The organism is Sideroxydans lithotrophicus ES-1, from assembly GCF_000025705.1.
In the GTDB taxonomy this organism is placed as follows: domain Bacteria; phylum Pseudomonadota; class Gammaproteobacteria; order Burkholderiales; family Gallionellaceae; genus Sideroxyarcus; species Sideroxyarcus lithotrophicus.
This window is the reverse complement of record NC_013959.1, coordinates 788,877-807,882: the sequence shown is the minus strand read 5'-3', so window position 1 is coordinate 807,882 and position 19,006 is coordinate 788,877. Positions and strand designations below refer to the sequence as shown.

General features: G+C 59.3%; 23 protein-coding genes. 9 read left to right on the top strand and 14 right to left on the bottom strand.

The window, feature by feature from the left end:
* Positions 1-23: 23 nt before the first annotated feature.
* Complete coding sequence (locus tag SLIT_RS16035) at positions 24-512, bottom strand: hypothetical protein (protein WP_041420766.1); 489 nt, start codon at positions 510-512, stop codon at positions 24-26.
* A gap of 369 nt (positions 513-881) precedes the next feature.
* Here SLIT_RS16035 and SLIT_RS04095 point away from each other — a divergent pair, with 369 nt between their 5' ends.
* The 8 genes from SLIT_RS04095 to SLIT_RS15790 all read left to right on the top strand — a co-directional run bounded on the left by SLIT_RS04095 (position 882) and on the right by SLIT_RS15790 (position 7,245).
* Positions 882-1,712 (top strand): hypothetical protein, encoded by an 831-nt coding sequence (locus tag SLIT_RS04095; RefSeq protein ID WP_013028956.1) that lies wholly within the window; start codon positions 882-884, stop codon positions 1,710-1,712.
* 250 nt (positions 1,713-1,962) lie between these two features.
* A complete protein-coding gene (locus SLIT_RS04090) occupies positions 1,963-2,820 on the top strand; it encodes a TRAP transporter TatT component family protein (protein ID WP_013028955.1) in 858 nt (285 codons plus the stop codon).
* Between the two features lie 43 nt (positions 2,821-2,863).
* Positions 2,864-3,871 carry a TRAP transporter substrate-binding protein gene (locus SLIT_RS04085; protein ID WP_013028954.1) on the top strand — a complete coding sequence of 336 codons (1,008 nt, stop codon included), beginning with the start codon at positions 2,864-2,866 and terminating at the stop codon, positions 3,869-3,871.
* 3 nt (positions 3,872-3,874) lie between these two features.
* Positions 3,875-4,390: a TRAP transporter small permease gene (locus SLIT_RS04080; protein ID WP_013028953.1), complete on the top strand. Its 516-nt coding sequence runs from the start codon at positions 3,875-3,877 to the stop codon at positions 4,388-4,390.
* Positions 4,387-5,673, top strand: a complete 1,287-nt coding sequence (locus SLIT_RS04075) for a TRAP transporter large permease (protein WP_013028952.1) — start codon at positions 4,387-4,389, stop codon at positions 5,671-5,673. Before SLIT_RS04080 ends, SLIT_RS04075 begins: the two co-directional genes overlap by 4 nt.
* A gap of 362 nt (positions 5,674-6,035) precedes the next feature.
* Entirely contained in the window at positions 6,036-6,299 is a 264-nt protein-coding gene (locus SLIT_RS15520) for a HicA protein (protein WP_013028951.1), read from the top strand.
* A gap of 12 nt (positions 6,300-6,311) precedes the next feature.
* A complete protein-coding gene (locus SLIT_RS15515) occupies positions 6,312-6,815 on the top strand; it encodes a type II toxin-antitoxin system HicB family antitoxin (protein ID WP_013028950.1) in 504 nt (167 codons plus the stop codon).
* A gap of 1 nt (position 6,816) precedes the next feature.
* Positions 6,817-7,245 carry a DUF6941 family protein gene (locus tag SLIT_RS15790; protein WP_150102933.1) on the top strand — a complete coding sequence of 143 codons (429 nt, stop codon included), beginning with the start codon at positions 6,817-6,819 and terminating at the stop codon, positions 7,243-7,245.
* 192 nt (positions 7,246-7,437) lie between these two features.
* On the opposite strand, the gene nifM is transcribed toward SLIT_RS15790, so the two are convergent.
* From nifM to SLIT_RS04015, 11 genes are all read right to left on the bottom strand, one after another.
* On the bottom strand, positions 7,438-8,286 hold the full coding sequence (nifM, locus tag SLIT_RS04065) for a nitrogen fixation protein NifM (protein WP_013028949.1): 849 nt from the start codon (positions 8,284-8,286) through the stop codon (positions 7,438-7,440).
* Positions 8,270-8,746 carry a nitrogen fixation protein NifZ gene (locus tag SLIT_RS04060; RefSeq protein WP_013028948.1) on the bottom strand — a complete coding sequence of 159 codons (477 nt, stop codon included), beginning with the start codon at positions 8,744-8,746 and terminating at the stop codon, positions 8,270-8,272. The genes nifM and SLIT_RS04060 overlap by 17 nt, the downstream gene beginning before the upstream one ends.
* Complete coding sequence (nifW, locus tag SLIT_RS04055) at positions 8,736-9,074, bottom strand: nitrogenase-stabilizing/protective protein NifW (protein ID WP_223293820.1); 339 nt, start codon at positions 9,072-9,074, stop codon at positions 8,736-8,738. The genes SLIT_RS04060 and nifW overlap by 11 nt, the downstream gene beginning before the upstream one ends.
* Positions 9,071-9,592 (bottom strand): hypothetical protein, encoded by a 522-nt coding sequence (locus tag SLIT_RS04050; RefSeq protein ID WP_013028946.1) that lies wholly within the window; start codon positions 9,590-9,592, stop codon positions 9,071-9,073. The genes nifW and SLIT_RS04050 overlap by 4 nt, the downstream gene beginning before the upstream one ends.
* A gap of 1 nt (position 9,593) precedes the next feature.
* Entirely contained in the window at positions 9,594-10,379 is a 786-nt protein-coding gene (gene cysE / locus SLIT_RS04045) for a serine O-acetyltransferase (RefSeq protein WP_013028945.1), read from the bottom strand.
* Between the two features lie 117 nt (positions 10,380-10,496).
* Positions 10,497-11,639, bottom strand: a complete 1,143-nt coding sequence (nifV, locus tag SLIT_RS04040) for a homocitrate synthase (RefSeq protein ID WP_013028944.1) — start codon at positions 11,637-11,639, stop codon at positions 10,497-10,499.
* Positions 11,640-11,782: 143 nt separating this feature from the next.
* Positions 11,783-12,991, bottom strand: a complete 1,209-nt coding sequence (gene nifS / locus SLIT_RS04035; RefSeq protein ID WP_013028943.1) for a cysteine desulfurase NifS — start codon at positions 12,989-12,991, stop codon at positions 11,783-11,785.
* A gap of 143 nt (positions 12,992-13,134) precedes the next feature.
* Positions 13,135-14,025 (bottom strand): Fe-S cluster assembly protein NifU, encoded by an 891-nt coding sequence (gene nifU, locus SLIT_RS04030; RefSeq protein WP_013028942.1) that lies wholly within the window; start codon positions 14,023-14,025, stop codon positions 13,135-13,137.
* A 12-nt stretch (positions 14,026-14,037) separates the two neighbouring features.
* Positions 14,038-14,361, bottom strand: a complete 324-nt coding sequence (locus SLIT_RS04025) for a HesB/IscA family protein (RefSeq protein ID WP_013028941.1) — start codon at positions 14,359-14,361, stop codon at positions 14,038-14,040.
* 199 nt (positions 14,362-14,560) lie between these two features.
* Positions 14,561-14,941 carry a NifB/NifX family molybdenum-iron cluster-binding protein gene (locus SLIT_RS04020; RefSeq protein ID WP_013028940.1) on the bottom strand — a complete coding sequence of 127 codons (381 nt, stop codon included), beginning with the start codon at positions 14,939-14,941 and terminating at the stop codon, positions 14,561-14,563.
* Positions 14,942-14,975: 34 nt separating this feature from the next.
* Positions 14,976-15,230, bottom strand: a complete 255-nt coding sequence (locus tag SLIT_RS04015; RefSeq protein WP_013028939.1) for a YfhL family 4Fe-4S dicluster ferredoxin — start codon at positions 15,228-15,230, stop codon at positions 14,976-14,978.
* A gap of 293 nt (positions 15,231-15,523) precedes the next feature.
* On the opposite strand from SLIT_RS04015, the gene SLIT_RS04010 reads away from it, so the two are divergent.
* The gene (locus SLIT_RS04010; RefSeq protein WP_013028938.1) at positions 15,524-16,879 is read left to right on the top strand and encodes a sigma-54 interaction domain-containing protein; all 1,356 of its coding nucleotides are present in this window, start codon (positions 15,524-15,526) and stop codon (positions 16,877-16,879) included.
* Positions 16,880-16,945: 66 nt separating this feature from the next.
* Here the strand turns inward: SLIT_RS04010 and ssb are convergent, their stop codons facing one another.
* Both ssb and SLIT_RS04000 read right to left on the bottom strand, forming a co-directional pair.
* Entirely contained in the window at positions 16,946-17,407 is a 462-nt protein-coding gene (ssb, locus tag SLIT_RS04005) for a single-stranded DNA-binding protein (protein ID WP_013028937.1), read from the bottom strand.
* A gap of 1 nt (position 17,408) precedes the next feature.
* Positions 17,409-18,785: an MFS transporter gene (locus SLIT_RS04000; protein WP_013028936.1), complete on the bottom strand. Its 1,377-nt coding sequence runs from the start codon at positions 18,783-18,785 to the stop codon at positions 17,409-17,411.
* Between the last annotated feature and the right edge of the window lie 221 nt (positions 18,786-19,006).

Genomic DNA, 19,006 nt, shown 5'->3' with positions numbered 1-19,006 from the left:
CCGGCGCATCCATGCTCGACGGCTCAGTCTTTCTTCTTCAGCGCCAGCAGCGCGATCACGACGACAACGATGCCGAGCAGCCATGGCCAGTATTTTTCAAAGAAACCGGAGCCGGCCTTTTCGGTCGGCGGCGTCATCGCTGCAACGGGAGCAGGAGCTGGCGGAGCAACTGCCGGTGCTTCCTGTTTCACCTCTGCTGCTGGTGCGGGAGCAACGACGGGCTCAGGTGCAGCTACCGGGGCCGGAGCGGCCTTGGCCTTCGCTTTCTTCTTGTGTTTCTTGACCACAGGCTTGGGTGCGGGCTGTTCGGCCATGGCTACCGGAGCTGGCGCTGGCTGTTCAGCAGCGACTGGAGCGGGTGCCGGAGCCGGTTCTGGCGCTTTTTCGGGAGCTGCAGCAACCGGAGCAGCTGGCTCAGCGGCAACTTCTTTGGGTTTGGTCGCGCAGGCCGACAAGGCCAGCGCTGCAAAAAGGAGTGCTACAGGTAAAACAACGTTGCGCAGTCTTGACATGACGTTCTCCCGTGAGACGGTTGGCAAATTGATGCGGGAACATCCTCCCACAGATATTCGAGGCAGGCAAACGTTACTGCTTCATTAATACAACCACCTGCTGATGCCATCCAATGCAAATATTGGCTGAGCCCAAGTATTGCGCAAGCTTGCACCCGGCCCCGTGCGATTGATGACAATTCGTTCTCATTTCATTTGTTGGGCCACAGCGGCCAGATCACTCTGACAACTATCTGACATCTTCAAAATGGGTACTCCCTTGATGCGGCGACCGCTCCGGAAACTTTAGCCTTCCCGGCATATTCAAAGCATATGTTGATAACGCGATCAGGCTCGCCAGCGAATTCGCAGTGCTTTCAGGAGAGGGATATGTATCCTTTGCCGGGAATCGATGCCTACACACCCCTTGTCAGTATCGGCACGAACGGAACTGTCTCCCCGACGTACGGGCTGCTGGCTGCCGAGCTGAGCCTTTCAAGCCCTGCCCCCTTCAGCAGCACATCGGCGATCGTGGAGCTTTCCGGGCTGGGTCAATTGCTGTCGGCCGCCGCCATCTTTCAGGATCAGCTGCAGTCCCTGCAACCCGGTACCGCAACCAGTGGCGGCGGACAGAATTTTGGCACCGATTTCGCCAGCCTCGCTGCCGAGACCCAGAGCCTTGCAGATGCCTTCAATAACCTGCAAAGCAACATCACCAGCGTCAACGGCACAAGCAATCTGCTCGGAGGAAACGTCACCAGCGCTTCGGGGCTGAGCCAGTCGCTCGATGCACAGGCGCAGGCGAATTACGCTAATGGGGCTTCCACGCTGACCAACCTGGCGCAGTTGGGCATCGCTTACCAGCCTCCGCTGCTTGCGGGTGGCGGTGGCAGTTTAAGCATCGACCTGAGCAAGCTTCAGTCCGCCTTCAATGCCGATGCAGCGGGCGCATTCTCCTTACTTTCACAAGCCGCCAACGCGTTTACAGGCATCGCAGGCGATTTTGTCGGCCAGGCAAGCAGTCAATATTCATCTCTCTCCGTACTGGCGCAAACCACGTCCGGGTCCGGATTCTTCAACAGCCTGCTGTCGCCAGCGCAATCTTCCTTCACCGATCTTGCCAATTTGCAGGCGCTTGAGACACTGACTGGCGGGGCCAACTTGCAGCAGCTAATCCTCGCCATGAACGAATACGCGATGGTGTCCACCTTGTTCGGTTAGCAGTGCGCCCGCTTCACTACCAAGCTTCATCGACATGCGGCTGGCATATGCGCAAAGACCTGCTCGCCGGCTTGACCAAAACCGCAACACCGCTCCAGACAGAATGGGTCGCAAACAGTGGCCGATGCCAGGCAAAACCCAACGGGCGCAACCGACGGATCAATGCTTGTTGCATGCTTCACACAGCCGGTTGAGCTTATGCCGGAAAGCAAGCAGAATGCGTCCTCTTTGGTGAACTTCCCCGATTCCGATGATGCGCCTGATCCGATACCTCCCCGTTCTGCTGACATTGCTGGCCATGACCGGCTGCGCCAGTTTCGCCACATCGGCCACCAGCAAGCTGGCCAACAATCTGTCCAGCGCGATCCTCAACCAGAACGATCCGGAAACAGTGGAGGCCGGCATGCCCTCCTACCTGCTGCTCGCCGACAGCATGATCGAAGGCGACCCGCAGAACGAGCACATGCTGCTCTCCGGCAGCAAACTGTATGGCGCCTATGCAGCGGCGTTCGTGCGGGAACCGGAGCGAGCCAGGCGGCTTGCACGCAAGGCGCGCGACTACAGCGACCGTGCGCTGTGCGCCCATGACGTGCAGCTGTGCAAACTATACGAGCAGCCCTATGACAAGTTCGCCGCCGCGGTCGCCAATCTGAAAGCGGACGATGTGCCGCTGCTGTATGGCAGCGCCACGGCCTGGGCCGGATGGATACAGGCCAACAGCAGCGACTGGAACGCGATCGCGACTTTGCCCAAGGTCAAGGCCATGATGGAACGGGTCGTGACACTGGACGAAACATACAGCCACGGCGAGGCCCACCTGTATCTGGGCGTGTTCGCCACCTTGCTGCCGCCGGCGCTGGGCGGCAAGCCGGAAGAAGGCCGCGTGCATTTCGAGCGCGCGATACAACTTTCGGCGGGACGCGACCTGATGGCAAAGGTAGAATACGCGCGCCGTTACGCCCGCATCACTTACGACAGGGAGCTGCACGACCGGCTGCTGCATGAAGTGCTCGATGCCGATGCCACCGAGCCGGGGCTGACGCTGAGCAATGTGCTGGCCCAGCGCCAGGCGAAAGCGTTGCTGGCGAGTGCCGACAGTTATTTCTAGAAACAGAGCGGGGAAGAACCTGCCGCCAACCAAAGGGAAGAAGATGCGTTCACTGTTATCACTGATGTTTGCCGCGCTGCTGGCTGTTCCATGCATTCCCGCCCGGGCATTGACCCTGAAGATCGCCACGCTGGCGCCGGATGGCACGCAGTGGATGCAGGAACTGCGCAAGGGCGGCGAGGAGATCGAAAAGCGCACCGAAGGACGCGTCACCATCAAATACTATCCGGGTGGCAGCATGGGCAGCGACCGCGTGGTGCTGCGCAAGATACGCGCCGGACAACTGCAGGGCGGCGCGCTCACCGGCGGCGCCCTGGCCGAGATCTATCCGGACGCGCAGATCTACAGTTTGCCGATGCTGTTCCGCTCCTACGATGAACTGGATTATGTGCGCTCGCGCATGGACAGGAAGATCGCCCAGGGCATCGCGGAACACGGCTTCGAGACCTTCGGCATCACCGATGGCGGTTTCGCCTACCTGATGTCGAACTCGCAACTGCAGCATGTCGACGACCTGAAGAACCAGAAGATATGGGTACCCGAAGGCGACGACATCAGCCGCGAGATGTTCGAGACGCTGGGCTCGCCATCGCTGCCCTTGCCGCTCACCGATGTGCTCACCGGCCTGCAGACCGGACTCATCACCACCATCGGCGCAACTGCCACGGGAGCCATCGCCCTGCAATGGCATACCAAGGTGAAATACCTGACCGACATCCCGACCATGTCCATCTTCGGCGCGCTCGCCGTGGACAAGAGTGCCTACACCAAGATGAGTGCAGCCGACCAGGCGGTCGTGCGTGAGGTGATGGAACGCGTCTATGCGACGATGAACCGCCAGACGCGCATCGACGACAACGGTGCGCGCGAAGCGTTGCGCAAGCAGGGCATCGTGTTCGTCAAGCTGCCGCCGGAGGAAGTCGCCAAGCTGCGCGCCGCCGCCGACAAGAGCATCCAGCACCTGACTGACAAGGGCGTGTTCTCTCCGGCATTGATCAAGGAACTGCGTACCGATCTTGAAACCTACCGGCACAGCCATCCCAGCCGATAGCGCATGCCGACCCGCAACCTGCCCCCCGCACTTGCCCGCCTGGTAAAGCTCGTCACCTGGACGGAGAACGCGCTGCTCATCGGCATGCTGGCGCTGATGGTGTTGCTGGCGGCCGCGCAGATCCTGTTGCGTAATTTCTTCGACATCAGCATCTTCGGCGCCGACCAGATGCTGCGCCTGCTGGTGCTGTGGGTGGCCTTCCTCGGCGCCATCGCCGCCAGCCGCGAAGGCAAGCACATCCACGTGGACATCATTGCGCGCTGGCTGCCGGGCCGCATCAAATCCGCCGTGGTGGCGCTGACCGATCTGTTCACGCTGGTCGTGTGCCTGCTGCTGGCCTGGCAGTCGCTGCGTTTCATGCACAGCGCACGCGAATCCGGCGAGATGGCTTTCGCCACCCTGCCGGTGTGGGTCGCCGAACTCATCCTGCCGCTCGGCTTCACGCTGATCGCCCTGCGTTACGGCTTGCGCTTCATGCACCATGTGCGGCAGGCACTCGGACGCGAGGTGGCAGAATGACGATGGCTCTGATCGGCATCGCCCTTATCGCCATGGTGCTGTTCGGCGCACCGCTGTTCGCAGTCATCGCGGCGAGCGTGCTGGTGAACTTCGCACGCGAGGATGTGGACCTGACAGTCGTCATCATCGAGATCTACCGCCTGGCGGAGATGCCGGTGCTGCTCGCCATCCCGCTGTTCACCTTCGCCGGCTACCTGCTGGCCGAATCGCAAGCACCGCAGCGCCTTGTGCGCATCACCAATGTCTTCTTCGGCTGGATGCCCGGCGGGCTGGCGGCAGTGGCGCTGGTCATCTGCGCGATGTTCACCGCCTTCACCGGCGCTTCCGGCGTGACCATCGTGGCGCTGGGCGGCATGCTGTATCCGGCGCTCAAGCAGGCAGGTTATTCAGAACGCTACAGCCTCGGGCTGGTCACCACCTCGGGCAGCATCGGCCTGCTGTTCGCGCCCTCGCTGCCGCTCATCCTCTATGGCGTAGTGGCGCAGCAACTCAACATCGGCGTGCCGGTTTCGATCAGCGACCTGTTCCTCGCCGGCATCCTGCCCGGCTTTCTGATCGTGTTCCTGCTGGCACTTTACGGGCTGTGGCAAAGACGCGGCGCACAGGTGGCGCTCGCACCGTTCAGCGGACGCGAGGCGCTGGCGGCGTTGCGCGAAGCGGGCTGGGAATTGCCGTTGCCGTTCATCGTGCTCGGCGGCATCTACAGCGGCTATTTCGCCGTGTCCGAAGCCGCCGCGGTGACGGCGATCTACGTGTTCATCGTCGAAGTGCTGATCCGCCGCGAGATCACCTTCACCAACCTGCCCAAGATCATGCGTGAATCCATGGTGCTGGTCGGCGCGATCCTCATCGTGCTGGGCATGTCGCTGGCCTCCACCAATTACCTGCTCGACGCCGAAGTCCCGACCAAGCTGTTCAGCTTCATCCGCAGCCATGTGGATAGCGCTTTCAGTTTCCTGCTGTTGCTGAACCTGTTCCTGCTCGCGCTCGGCATGATGCTGGATATCTTTTCCGCGCTGGTGATCATGGTGCCGCTGATCCTGCCCATCGCGGTGGGCTACGGCATCAACCCGGTGCACCTCGGCATCATCTTCCTCGCCAACATGGAGATCGCCTACCTGATGCCGCCGATGGGCATGAACCTGTTCATCGCCATGTACCGCTTCGACCGGCCGATGCTGGCGATCTTCAGCGCGGTGCTGCCGTTCGTCGCGATCCTGCTGCTCTCGGTGCTGATCATCACCTACTGGCCGGAACTGTCGCTGGCGCTGATCAAGCACTGATGCCGCTACCGGGCATTCCGATCGGCCACATGTATTGGTCGGCGGATTGAACAGCTCAGGCTCGGCCATAGTTGCCTTTTCAATTGCCTGAATCTTCATCTGCTGTTGTATTTATTGCGGAAACTCTAATCTCATCGGGCGCGCCAGCGCGACATACCAGAACGGCTCCGCGGCCAAAGCTTTTTCCGTTCTCGCAGTAAGGAAATTTTGGTGTTAGATTTCGGTTGGATGTATTTAGAGTCCCCCGTGTCCCTTGAATGGGGCTAACAATCTTCTTAATTATTCGCTGTGATGAGTTGTTGTATTATTACAATAATTGCAACTACATTTTAGTTGCATTACCCTAAAAAGAGATATACTTAATGTCACAAAAAGAAAAGCGGCTGCTACGATTGTTTAAAGCCCCACCAGCCAAGGACTTTACGTGGGAAGAGTTGCTTACGGTTATGCGGGCAGCAGGATTTGAAGAAAAATGCGATGGTGGCTCACATTACTCATTTACCCATGCAAGCGGATTTATTTTTAAGGCGTCAAAAACACACCCTACTGGCATATTGAAGCATTACCAGATCATGGATGCACAGGACGCACTTAGATACGTTGGCGAAGATCCAGAGAATTTTTAAGGTAAAAATCAAATGGCGAACAATGAGCTGACACATAATGGCTACACAGGATCGATACTGGTTAGCATTGAAGATGAGTGCCTGCATGGGCGCATATTATTTATTGATGACATCGTAACGTATGAGGGTAATAACGTTCAGGAAGCCTCCAATGCATTTAAATCGGCTGTAGATAGGTATATTGCGCACTGCAAAGAAATAGGCAAAGAACCAAACAAGCCTTATAGCGGATCACTAAATGTCCGCATCGGGCCTCAACGCCATCGTGCAATGGCGCAACGCGCGTATAGAGAAGAAACCTCAATTAACGAACTATTCTGTCAAGCAGTGGATTTATTGCTATCCGACAAAACTCCTGTATCGGTGCATCAGCCAGCTGCGAATCCTGCATTCACATTTATTGCAACTGGACAAAAGATTGCCACGCAAATGGAACAGCTAGCAGCAACCTTCCCCGATATTGTGCTAGGTTCACCGAATGTATTTGAACCCGCAACTACTGTAGAGGTAAATTAGCGTGAATTTACAATTTCTAATTGCAGAAGAATTTCGTCCAGAGGCTAGTGGCAAAGTAACCGCATTAGGGGTTTATCCTGGGAACTACATAATATTGCTAAAGCCGCCGCAAGGCATACCAGACACTGCAATTCCGACGCTTGATAGAGTTGCTTTCCTTATTACGGTAAGTGAACTGAAAGGCTCTCACAATTACAGTGGGAAAATTATTGATCCCAATGGAAATTCAGTAATTGATCCAAATAGCAATCAAATTAAAGAGGGAGTGCAGCCATTTGGAGAAGGAATTACTATTGGCGAGGGAATGTCGCACTCATTCATTTTTGAACTCAAACCTTTTTCTATTAAGACAATGGGTAGGTATAAGTTTATTCTTTACGTAGATGACGCACCTCACGAATTTACATTCGATATTCGCAAACAACTTTAAAAATATAGAACTAAATTCAATTCCCAGCGCTCAGATATATTTCTTCCGGCGTGCCCGAAGAAATTAAAACTTCCGCAATGAATACAACAGCAGATGAGGATTCGGGCAACTGAAACCGCACCGAATAGCAGCCACGCCTAGCCCGCGGCGCGACCATCTGGCATGGGGTACTCCATCCCGCTCCTCGTTTTCTTACTTCCGATCCACCAATCCCTTGACCCACGCCTGCTGGCAAACGCGTTTGCGTTTCTGTTCCAGCAGCTTGCGGATATGCTGTTTCGCCTGGTCGTAACCCAGCACATTCGCCTCGGTGATCGCATCGCAGCGCAGCACATGGAAACCGAGTTCGGATTCCAGCACGCCACTGACCTCACCCGCTTTCAGCTCGAACAGTGCCTTGTCCAGTTCCGGGAACAGCTTGCCGCGCGGCAGGTCGCCCAGCTTGCCGCCATCCAGGGCGGTGGGGCATTCGGAATGCTTGAGTGCCTGCTCTTCGAAGCGCTGCGGTTCTTTGGCAAGCCTGGCCTGGATGACCGCGATACGCTTGCCCGCCTCGGCGCGCGTGTTCTCGGCGATGCTCTCGTTGATGGTGATCAGGATATGGCGTGCCAGCCTGGTCTCGGGACGGCGGAATTGTTCGGGATGGTATTGGTAATACAGGTCGACATCCATCTCGCTCACACCCTCCGCACGGGTGCCTACCTTCTCCATGATGGCGTCGACCTTCAATTCGCGTTCCAGTGCAGCAGCAAAACTGGCTTCCTCCAGTCCGTTGCGCGCCAGGTCGCCGGAGAAGTCCTCCTCGTTCGGGTAACGGCCGCGTATCTCCTGCATGGCCGCTTCCACGGTGGCCGGCGGCACCATGACGTCGCGCGCCTCGGGCGCTGCGAGGACGCGAGTCTCAAGCTGATGCTGTTGCTGGGCTATGGATTGCACACGCTCGAACTCGGCAACTTCCAGCGCCGCAGGTGCCTTGCCGTAAAGCCTCTGCGCAGCCTTGAGCGCGAGGTAGGCCACGCCTGTTTCAATGAGCTGCGACATCTTTGGCCTCTTCATCGTTGTAGACGCGCGTGGCTTCCAGCGAGGCCTCGGGCACCTGCAGCACCTGGTCGTGAAAGATCACGTGGTACTGCACGCCGTCGCTCTCGTCGCGGAAGACCTTGAGTATCTCGCCTTCCATGCCCGGCGTGACGCGCACTTCGCCGCGCACGGTCAGGGTGATCTTGCTGCGCACTTTTTCGCGGCTTTCGAATTTGCTCGGTATCCACACGTCGTCGATGCTGATGAGCTCTTCCTCGCGAAAACCGACGATCTTGTTCTGCTCGAGGATGTTGACGGTATAGATGAGCTGGTCCTGCAGGAAGGTGCCGACGTTCATGACGAAGCCGGTGGAGCCGCGCCGGATCAGCAGCGTGCCGATCGGCACGCCCGGATAGGTGCCGTCATTGCGCACATTGCGAATGATGCGGACTTCGTCGCCGAATTCGAATCTAGGCAGCATCTTTCTTGTTCACCGTGATGGAGCTGATCGGCACGAACTTCACTTGCGGTTCGTGCATGTGGAACACCTTGAACACCTTTTCGGTGAGCGCATCGGATTTCACGAAGTCCTGGTATGCCTGCGTCAGCAGCGTGGTGTAGATCACGCGGCGTTCATCCTCCGGCTCGGGCAATGCCGCCTTACCGAGGTAGTCGTGATAGCGCTGCAGGATGTGCAGGCGGTTCACATGCACCACCGACAGATCGTATTCGATGCCGAAGTAGTTCAGAAAATCCTCGGCGGAAACCAGTTCTTCCATTGCCTCGTCCAGTGTCAGTTCGTCCATCATGCTCTCCTTTGAATCGCGTCTTCGTTGCCCATCGACTGGTGCAGCACTTCCAGCAGGGCCTTGCCGCCCATGCAGTCGTGGCTGTCCAGCTCGACCAGTTTCTCCAGCATCGCCTGCCCGGCCTCGAAATGTCCCAGGCGCAGGTTGATGTATCCGGTGGCCTTGAGCACCATCAGGTAGAAGCGCACCAGGCCCATCGAGCGCAACACCCCGGCGCCCAGGTTGACCTCGTTCAGGTACAGCCAGCTCTCGGGAAACCCCAGCCGCCGCCCCACCACGGCCAGCGTGCTCTCGCCCACCAGCAGCGCGTCTTCCAGACGATGCTGGTAGAAGTAGTAGCGATACAGCGCCACCAGCACCATCAGGTGCTGCGGCGCCATGTAGCTGGCGCGCAGCAGCATGCCCTCGGCTTCTTCGCTGCCATACTTGTCGGCCGCCGCCATGATCAGCTCCGCAATCTCCGGCGCCAGCGGTTCGTCGAAGTACAACTCGGCTTGTTCGAAATCGAGCAGGTCCATATCAACTCCTTTTGGATACAGGAGACGGGATACAGGATTCAGCCAACCCCTTCCCCGTATCCTGTTTCCTGTATCCCGCATCCTGAACACACAGATCGTCCGCCTCGCAGGTTCGGCATTGCCCGTCCACCGGCTCGCCCTGCTTGCGCAACTGCCCTTCCAGCACTTCGATGCGCTCCATCAGGCAGGCGATGGCACGGCCGACCGGGTCGGGGATCAGGTGATGGTCGAGGTTGATGCCGTAGATGTTGGCAGTGCCTGCCTCTTCGGTGCGCAGCACGATCCTGCCGGGGATGCCGATGACGGTGCGGTGCGACGGCACATCCTTGACCACCACCGAATTGGCGCCGACGCGCACCTGCGCGCCGAGCGTGATCGCACCCAGTATCTTCGCGCCGGCGCCGACCACCACGCCGTCGCCCAGCGTCGGGTGGCGCTTGCCCTTGTTCCAGGTGGTGCCGCCGAGCGTGACGCCGTGATACAGCGTGACGTCGTCGCCGATCTCGGCCGTCTCGCCGATCACCACACCGGCACCGTGATCGATGAAGAAGCGCCTGCCGATGGTGGCACCGGGATGGATGTCGATGTTGGTGGTGAGGCGGGCGAACCAGGACAGCAGGCGCGCCAGATAGCGCAGCCGCCATTGCCACAGCCGGTGCGCGAAGCGCTGCATCAGAATGGCATGCACGCCGGGATAGGTGGTCAGCACCTCGAAGCGCGAACGCGCGGCCGGGTCGCGCTGGAACACGCAGTTGATGTCTTCGCGCAAGAGGTGAAACAAGCTCACCTTTTCGGCGCGCTGAACACAACCCTCACCCGCCCCTTCGGGGCACCCTCTCCCGCTTGCGGGAGAGGGGCTGGGGAGAGGGTGAGGTTTGATCATCGCATCTTCCATGGCCCGCTCCTAGTGCGCCGCACTGGGCTGGCGCCCGATGTAGCGCTGATAGAGGAACAGCAGCTCCTGGTCGGCGGGCGAACGCTTGGCGCGCTCGGCAAAACTTCTGATGTCGGGCAACAGCGCACGTGCCTCGGCCTGGCTCAGGTTGAGGCCCATGGTGGCATACGCGGCGATGATGCCGTGCGCGCCGGAATGCTTGCCGACCACCAGCTTGTGATGGCGGCCGACCTCGACCGGATCGAAACCCTGGTAGGTGTCGGGATCCTTGAGCAGACCGTCGACATGGATGCCCGCTTCGTGCGTGAACACGCCCTCGCCCACCAGGCTCTTCTGCCATGGCACCGGGCGGCCCGATGCGGCAGCGACCAGTGTCGACAATGAAGGGAAGTGGCTCAGGTCGATGCCGGTGTTCATGTCGTAGAGTTTCCTCAGGCCCATCGCCACCTCTTCCAGCGGCGCATTGCCCGCACGTTCGCCGAGGCCGTTCACAGTGGTGTTGATGTGCGTCGCGCCCGCCACGGCAGCGGCAAGGCTGTTGGCGGTGGCGAGGCCTAGATCGTCGTGCGCATGCATCTCGATCTCGATGTCGGTCGCACCGCGCAACGCGGAGATCGCCTTGTGTACACCGAACGGTTCCATCACGCCGAGCGTGTCGGCAAAACGGATGCGGCGGGCTCCGGCGGCCTGCGCCGCTTCGGCGATCTGCAGCATGAATTCAGGATCGGCACGCGAGGCATCTTCGCAACCGACGATCACATCCAACCCATAGTCATAGGCCAGCGGCACCAACTCGAAGATGGTGTCGAGCACCCAGGCGCGGTCGCGTTTCAGTTTCTTGGCAAGATGGATGTCCGACACCGGGATGGACACGTCGATCATGTGCACGTCGAGTTGTTCGCAGGCTTCGATGTCTTCCTTGCACATGCGGCTCCACACGATGAGTTTCGCATCCAGATCGAGTGCGGCGACGGCGTTGATGCTTTCGCGTTCCTCGTGCCCCATCGCCGGGATGCCGACTTCCAGCTCCGGCACGCCGAGCGCATCGAGCTGGCGCGCGATGTCCAGCTTCTCCGCCAGCGTGAACGCCACCCCGGCGGTCTGTTCGCCGTCGCGCAGGGTGGTGTCGTCGATGATGATGGTGCGGGACATTTTATTCACCCAATTTCAAAAACAATTGGCCACAGAGAACACAGAGACGTAGCAAATAGGCCATTCGTGGTGAGCTTGTCGAACCATGAATTGCCCTTCGACAGGCTCAGGGCGAACGGATTTGCATAGGGCTAAATCGTTTTTCATGCGTAGGTCGGCGCGAACGCCTTTTCCGGTTCGGCTTTGGGACCGTCGCCTTCCCAGTACGGCGACAGCTTGCGCAGTTGCGCGATGATCTCCGGCACCACTGCGATCACGCGGTCCACTTCGGCCTCGGTGCTGTAACGCGACAGCGAGAAGCGCACGGTGCCGTGTGCGGCCGTATACGGGATGCCCATCGCACGCATCACATGCGAAGGCTCCAGCGAACCGGAAGTGCAGGCAGAGCCCGAACTGGCGGCGATGCCGAACTTGTTCAGCAGCAGCAGGATGGCTTCGCCCTCGATGAACTCGAACGCGATGTTGCTGGTGTTGGGCAGGCGGTTGTCCGGGTTGCCGGTGACGAAGGAGCGCGGCACCTTGGCGAGGATGCCCGTTTCCAGCTTGTCGCGCAGGCGCGCCACTTCGGTGTTCTCGTATGCCATCGCTTCCAGCGCCATCTCGGCCGCCTTGCCCAGCCCGACGATGGAGGTGGTGTTCTCGGTGCCGGCACGGCGCCCGCGTTCCTGGTGGCCGCCGCGCAGCAGCGGCCGGAAACGGGTGCCACGCTTGAGGTACAGCACGCCGATGCCCTTGGGTGCATGCAGCTTGTGGCCGGACACGGAGAGCATGTCGATCTTGGTGTCCTTCAGGTTCAGCGGCACCTTGCCCACGGCCTGCACTGCGTCGGTGTGGAACATGGCACCGGCCGCATGCGCCAGCTCGGCCATCTCGACCACGGGGAAGAAAGTGCCGGTCTCGTTGTTCGCCCACATCACCGACACCACGGCGACCTGGTCGGTGAGCAGCTTCTTGTATTCGTCCAGGTCGAGGCGGCCCTTGCCGTCCACCTTGAGCAGATGCACCTTGTAGCCTTCCTTTTCCAGATGCGTGCACAGCGTGAGGATGGCCGGATGTTCGACGGTGGTGGTGATGATCTCCTTGCGTTCCGGCTGCGCCTTCAATGCGGAGATGATCGCGGTGGAATCCGATTCGGTGCCACAGGAAGTGAAGATGATCTCGGAGTCATGCTCTGCTCCAAGCAGTTCCTGCACCTGCATGCGCGCCTTCTTGATCGCCAGCCCGACCTTGTTGCCGAAGCTGTGCATCGACGACGGGTTGCCGAACTGCTCGGTGAAGTAAGGCAGCATGGCCTCCACCACGGCGGGATCGACCCGTGTCGTCGCGTTGTTGTCGAAATAGATGCCTTCCATTTTCTGCTCCTTATCTTTGTTCCCTCGCCCGCAAGCGGGAGAGGGTTAGGGTGAGGGATGCTGAGTGACCTTCACTCTCTTTGTTACTCACAGCCCCTCATCCCCTGCCCTTCTCCCGCCTGCGGGAGAAGGGAGTTAATTCATCACGGATGGCAAGTCGCCCTGCTCAATGCACCCGCCTTGGTAGGCACGATCTTGATGAACTCTTTCAGTTCTTCCATCAGTTTCTGCTGGATGCCCTGCAATGTCAGCGCCTCCATCTGACAACCGGAGCAGGCTCCTTTCATGTTGACGTAGATGGTCTTGCCGTCCACATCCACCAGTTCGATGTCGCCGCCGTCGCGCTTCAATTGCGGGCGGATGGATTCCAGCACTGTCTCGATCTTGCGGATGCGCTGCAGGTTGGTCATGCCGGCCGGCGCTGCCTCTTCCTTGGCCGGGGTGCCGGGCTTGAAGTTCTCGCCGCGCTCGGCCATCACTTTCACCAGGATCTCTTCGATACCTTCGTGGCAGGAGGAACAGCCGCCGCCCGCTTTGGTGTAGTTGGTCACGTCCTGCACCGAGCACAGGTTGTTGGCGCGGATGGTGTCTTCGATCAGCACCGCGTCGATGGCAAAGCACTTGCACACCAGCGCGCCTTCTTCGTGATCGTCGCTCCACACTTCGCCGCGATAATTGGCCACGGCAGCCTGCAGCGCCTCACGCCCCATCACCGAGCAGTGCATCTTTTCCGGCGGCAGACCGTCGAGGTAATCAGCGATGTCCTGGTTGCTCACCTTGAGCGCTTCATCCAGCGTCTTGCCCTTGATCATCTCGGTGAGCGCGGACGAAGAAGCGATGGCCGAGCCGCAGCCAAAGGTCTGGAAGTGTGCATCCAATATGATGTCAGTCTCCGGTTCCACCTTGAGCATCAGGCGCAGCGCGTCGCCGCACGAGATCGAGCCGACGTCGCCCACACCGTTCGCACCTTCCAGCACTCCGGCGTTGCGCGGTTGAAAGAAGTGTTCCTTTACTTTGTCCGAGTAGTCCCACATGGCAGTGCCCCCTTAAGCAGAGAAAGATGAGCCGCACGCACAGCTGGAGCTGGCATTCGGGTTTTCGAATTTGAAGCCGCTGCCGTTGAGGCTGTCGACGAAGTCGACGGTCACGCCTTCCAGCAACGGTGCGGACAGCGGATCGACCAGCAGCGTCACGGCGCCGTATTCCAACACGGTGTCGTCTTCGTTCTTGGCTTCTTCCAGCGACATGCCATATTGAAAGCCGGAGCAGCCGCCGCCGGAAATGGCGATGCGCAGTCCGGCGACGGGGGTGGCCGAGCCTTTCATGAATTTCTCTACGGCGGAGATTGCATTGGGTGTCAGGTTGATCATGGTTCGCTCCTATCAGGTGGTCTGTGCCTGAGTATTCGCAAACTGCGTGCCAGCCCGGACAACTTTGCCAACAAGCTGTTTAAACAGGAAATTGCCGGTAGCTAACGCTCAACTCGCATGTGTGGAACAAGACGGGGGTGGGGTGTTGTAGGGTTTGTGACAAGCAATATAAACCCTGGAGTTCGGACTGGCCGTGCGGTTAGTTCTGACGGCAAGAGGTATGTTCGTGACGCTCCTGTTCCAGATGCGCATGCGGGTTGGCGCGCTTGACCGTCCCCGCAAGATAGTCGCGCACCGCCTTGTAAGGCTCGCTCTCGCCGCAGGTGATCACCTGTACACCGCGCCGGGCCAGTTTATCCACGAAGCCCTGACCTGCACTCGCCGTCAGGATCACATCCATGTCGTCCAGCGGATGCCTGTCGCCCGAGAATTCATGGAAGGTCATCTCCTTCGGCAGATCGAGCCACACCACTTCGGGCGAATCGCAAGGCGCACCGATATCGAAGATGATGAAGCGGCGGCTCTTCCCGGCATGTCCGGTCACACTCTTGAAATTCTGGCTGCTAACGGCGATCTTCATAATTCCATTCCTTCGTGCCGGTCAGGTGCAGGGTTTATGCGCTCTGCCTCAACAGGCTTTCGAACCTGGCTTGCAACTGTTGCCTGCTTTCCACATGGGCCGGATCCTGCACGATGCAATCGACCGGGCACACCTCGATACATTGCGGCGTGTCGAAATGGCCCACGCACTCGGTACATTTGCCGGGGTCGACGATGTAGCGGTCCTCGCCTTGCGAGAGCGCACCGTTCGGGCACTCGGGCTCGCATACGTCGCAATTGATACATTCTTCCGTGATCATCAGTGCCATGATTCGCTCCTTGAATTGTTGACCTCTGTTTTCAGTACCCTCCCGCCCAAAAAAAACCTGCGACGCACCGCGTCACAGGCTGAGGCTGAAAGGAGGGAGTGTCCTATCAGAGAGGAACCTGAGCTGTCGGCATTGCGGACCGACCGTCAGGCAATAGGATATTGAGCAAGCCCTGTGCCACTCCACCCGTCGCACAAATAAGCATTTATTTTCATAAAGATATGAAGCGACACTGAACGTTTGACCCGCAATGATAGTTGATTGAAGTGCCATAAATGGCATAGCATCCTGCCATGACTGCCACAGATAACACTCAAGCCTCCTCGACAACGGTCCCGGCCGACCTGCTCAACCTGCTGGACAGCTTTCCCGATCCCAAGATCCTGCTCGACCGGCAATACCGCATCATCGCCGCCAATGCCGCCTACCGGCGCGAGTTCGATTCCGGGCAGCCAGTCGAGGGGCTGTTCTGTTATGCGCTCTCGCATCACTACGACAAACCCTGCGACCAGGCTGGGGAGACCTGCCCGCTGCGCGGCGCGATGGAAAGCGGAGAACCCAACCGCGTGCTGCATGTGCATCACACTTCATCGGGCCGGGAGCATGTGGAGGTGGAAGTGGTGCCGGTCAAGGACGATGCAGGCGCTGCGATCTATTACATGGAGACCATGCACTCGTTGCGACGCGCACGCGAGGGCAACGGCGACCGGATACTGGTGGGCTATTCGCGACCTTTCAACCGCATGCTGGAACTGGCCAAGCGCGTCGCCGCGAGAGAGAGCTCGGTGCTGTTGCTGGGCGAATCGGGCACAGGCAAGGAACTGGTCGCCCAAGCCATCCACGACATGAGCCCGCGCGCTTCCGCCCCCTTCGTGGCGCTGGAATGCTCGGGGCTCACCGAAACGCTGTTCGAGAGCGAGATGTTCGGCTACGAAAAAGGCGCCTTCACCGGCGCCGTCGGCAGCAAGGTCGGGCTGGTGGAAGCGGTGCGCGGCGGCACCCTGTTCCTCGACGAGGTGGGCGACATCCCGATGTCGCTGCAAGTCAAACTGTTGCGCCTCATGGAAGCCGGCACTTACCGGCGCATCGGCGGCGTTGAGCCGCTGCGCGCGGATTTCCGGCTGGTTGCCGCGACCCATCGCGATCTGGCGGCGATGGTGCAGGACGGCACCTTCCGCCAGGACCTGTATTTCCGCATCAACGTTTTCCCCATCCAGCTGCCGCCGCTGCGGGAGCGGGCGGAAGACATCCCGATGCTGGTGGAGACGCTGCTATCACGGCTGGAAACGGGACGGCGCGTCACGCTCAGCGATGAAGCCATGTCCTTGCTGATGCGGCACGACTTTCCCGGCAATGTGCGCGAACTGCGCAACATCCTGGAACGCGCGCTGATCATGCTGGACGGCAACGTCATCCAGCTGCAGCACCTTTATCTGGACACGATGAAAAGTGCGAAGCAAGAGAATCCCGCTGCCGGATCGTTCGATGAGATCGCCCCGCTGGAAAACCTGGAGATGCGCTACCTCGCGTGGGCGACGGAACATTTTCAGGGCGACCGCAAGACGCTGGCCGAACGGCTGGGGATCAGCGAGCGTACGCTGTACCGCAAACTCAGGAACTTCGATTCGATCCCGCCGGAAATCAAATAGCCGGTATCGACCAACAAAAAGGCCACCGTTGCGGTGGCCTTTTTTGTCAACCGGATCGTATCCAGCTCAGAACGGAATGTCGTCGTCGAAATTATCGAAGTTGCCTTTCGCAGGCGCTGCGGCCGGCTTGGCCGCGGGTGCGCTGCGTGCCGGGGCCGACGATTGATTCTCCACCACTTCGAAGCTGCCCCCGCCGGACTTGCTGCCCAGCATCTGCATCTCGTTGACGATGATCTCGGTGGTGTAGCGGTCCTTGCCGGTCTCCTTGTCCTGCCATTTGCGCGTCTGGATCTTGCCCTCGACGTAGATCTGCGAACCTTTCTTCAGGTACTCGCCCGCGACTTCGGCCAAGCGGCGATAGAACACGAGGTTGTGCCACTCGGTCTTTTCCTGCTTCTCGCCGCTCTTGTCCTTCCAGTTCTCGGAGGTCGCCAGCGTGACATTGGTCACCGCCTCACCGTTGGTCATATAACGGGTCTCCGGGTCTTTGCCCAGGCGCCCCACCAGGATCACTTTGTTCACCGACATCTCATGCCCCTTTCACTAGTTTCTCAACCGCCTCCTCGTCGAAACCGCTTATTTCGACTTTAAGCAGGGCGATCTGTTCGTTTGCCACCACCAGCACCTCGCTGACGCCCCGCAATTGTGCCAGAGCCTGCTGCATCGTGCGCGCAGTATCTTCGTTCAGCTCTTTCAGGTGGTATATCCTGGTCGCCAGCGCCCGCGGCGCGCGCATGGTGGAAGCCACTGCCAGCCACAGCAGCAACATGACCACCGCGAACACCAGCACCGCATTGCCGCCGTACAGTTGCATCAGCAACCCGCCCATGGCCGAGCCGAAGAACGCGCCGAGGAACTGCACGCTGCTGAACACGCCCATCGCCGTGCCCTTGGCGGCCAGCGGCGCGATCTTGCTGACGATGGATGGCTGCGTGGCTTCCAGCACGTTGAAGGCAGTGAAGAACATCAGCAGCGAGACCGCCACGCCCCACAGGCTGTCATGCAAGACCATGATCGCCACTTGCGCGACAGCGGCCAGCGCGATCGCGAACATGAACACCTGCTTCATCATCGCCTTCTTCTCGGCGATGATGATGGGCGGCACCATGAGTCCAAAGGCGATGAGCATCACCGGCAGGTAGACCTGCCACTGGTGCTGCGCATCCAGCCCATCGGTGCGCAAAATGAACGGGATCTGCATGAACACCGACATCAGGATGGCGTGCAGCGTGAATACGCCGAAATCCATGCGCAGCAGATCCTTGTTGCGCAGCACTTCGGCCAGCTTGCTGGTGCTGGCTTCGGTGTCGGAATGGAAATGCGTGACGGTGGGCGTGGGGATGTACCACGCCACCACCGCAATGGATATGAATGCCAGCACGCCGACCAGCGTGAACATGCCGGACATGCCGATGAAGCGATACAGCACGGGCGACAGCACCATGGAGATGGAGAACGTGATACCGATGGTGATGCCAATCATCGCCATCGCCTTGGTGCGATGTTCTTCGCGCGTCAGGTCGGCGGTCAGCGCCATCACTGCCGCGTTGATCGCGCCTGCGCCCTGGATCACGCGGCCGAAGATGATCCAGTAGATGTCATTGGCAGAAGCGGCGACGAAACTGCCCACCGCGAACAGCAGCAAGCCGGTGATGATCACGGGCTTGCGCCCATAACGGTCGGACAGCCAGCCAGCCGGTATCTGCAGGATCGATTGCGTGAGGCCATACGCACCCAGCGCGATGCCGATCAGGAAGTGACTCTGCCCGCCCGGCAGCTTTTCAGCATACAGCGCGAAGATTGGCAGAATGATGAACAGGCCCAGCATGCGCAGGCCGTATATACCTGCCAGACCAAAGCTGGCACGACGCTCTACAGGGGACATTGCGGAATCTGAAGTGGACATGATCTACAGGTGTGGATTTCAGAAGCCGCGTATTTTAACAGGGATGACTTGCTCGCCTATAGCGGGGTTGTGCCAGTACGCACAAAGTAAAGTATGGTTGTTCGATACTCAGTGCCTGAAGATGACCGTATTTTCTGGCTTGCAGCCTGGTCTTCACCAAAAAATAACATGGCAAAACATCCCTGGATGTGTTCGCGCTTGAGGTAAGCCTGGCAATGCAA

What these genes read in the sequence shown, in the direction of transcription:
- SLIT_RS16035 (WP_041420766.1), bottom strand. Translation starts at nt 512, where the DNA reads ATGTCAAGACTGCGCAACGTTGTTTTACCTGTAGCACTCCTTTTTGCA.
- SLIT_RS04095 (WP_013028956.1), top strand. Translation starts at nt 882, where the DNA reads ATGTATCCTTTGCCGGGAATCGATGCCTACACACCCCTTGTCAGTATC.
- SLIT_RS04090 (WP_013028955.1), top strand. Translation starts at nt 1,963, where the DNA reads ATGATGCGCCTGATCCGATACCTCCCCGTTCTGCTGACATTGCTGGCC.
- SLIT_RS04085 (WP_013028954.1), top strand. Translation starts at nt 2,864, where the DNA reads ATGCGTTCACTGTTATCACTGATGTTTGCCGCGCTGCTGGCTGTTCCA.
- SLIT_RS04080 (WP_013028953.1), top strand. Translation starts at nt 3,875, where the DNA reads ATGCCGACCCGCAACCTGCCCCCCGCACTTGCCCGCCTGGTAAAGCTC.
- SLIT_RS04075 (WP_013028952.1), top strand. Translation starts at nt 4,387, where the DNA reads ATGACGATGGCTCTGATCGGCATCGCCCTTATCGCCATGGTGCTGTTC.
- SLIT_RS15520 (WP_013028951.1), top strand. Translation starts at nt 6,036, where the DNA reads ATGTCACAAAAAGAAAAGCGGCTGCTACGATTGTTTAAAGCCCCACCA.
- SLIT_RS15515 (WP_013028950.1), top strand. Translation starts at nt 6,312, where the DNA reads ATGGCGAACAATGAGCTGACACATAATGGCTACACAGGATCGATACTG.
- nifM (WP_013028949.1), bottom strand. Translation starts at nt 8,286, where the DNA reads ATGTCGCAGCTCATTGAAACAGGCGTGGCCTACCTCGCGCTCAAGGCT.
- SLIT_RS04060 (WP_013028948.1), bottom strand. Translation starts at nt 8,746, where the DNA reads ATGCTGCCTAGATTCGAATTCGGCGACGAAGTCCGCATCATTCGCAAT.
- nifW (WP_223293820.1), bottom strand. Translation starts at nt 9,074, where the DNA reads ATGATGGACGAACTGACACTGGACGAGGCAATGGAAGAACTGGTTTCC.
- SLIT_RS04050 (WP_013028946.1), bottom strand. Translation starts at nt 9,592, where the DNA reads ATGGACCTGCTCGATTTCGAACAAGCCGAGTTGTACTTCGACGAACCG.
- nifV (WP_013028944.1), bottom strand. Translation starts at nt 11,639, where the DNA reads ATGTCCCGCACCATCATCATCGACGACACCACCCTGCGCGACGGCGAA.
- nifS (WP_013028943.1), bottom strand. Translation starts at nt 12,991, where the DNA reads ATGGAAGGCATCTATTTCGACAACAACGCGACGACACGGGTCGATCCC.
- nifU (WP_013028942.1), bottom strand. Translation starts at nt 14,025, where the DNA reads ATGTGGGACTACTCGGACAAAGTAAAGGAACACTTCTTTCAACCGCGC.
- SLIT_RS04025 (WP_013028941.1), bottom strand. Translation starts at nt 14,361, where the DNA reads ATGATCAACCTGACACCCAATGCAATCTCCGCCGTAGAGAAATTCATG.
- SLIT_RS04020 (WP_013028940.1), bottom strand. Translation starts at nt 14,941, where the DNA reads ATGAAGATCGCCGTTAGCAGCCAGAATTTCAAGAGTGTGACCGGACAT.
- SLIT_RS04015 (WP_013028939.1), bottom strand. Translation starts at nt 15,230, where the DNA reads ATGGCACTGATGATCACGGAAGAATGTATCAATTGCGACGTATGCGAG.
- SLIT_RS04010 (WP_013028938.1), top strand. Translation starts at nt 15,524, where the DNA reads ATGACTGCCACAGATAACACTCAAGCCTCCTCGACAACGGTCCCGGCC.
- ssb (WP_013028937.1), bottom strand. Translation starts at nt 17,407, where the DNA reads ATGTCGGTGAACAAAGTGATCCTGGTGGGGCGCCTGGGCAAAGACCCG.
- SLIT_RS04000 (WP_013028936.1), bottom strand. Translation starts at nt 18,785, where the DNA reads ATGTCCACTTCAGATTCCGCAATGTCCCCTGTAGAGCGTCGTGCCAGC.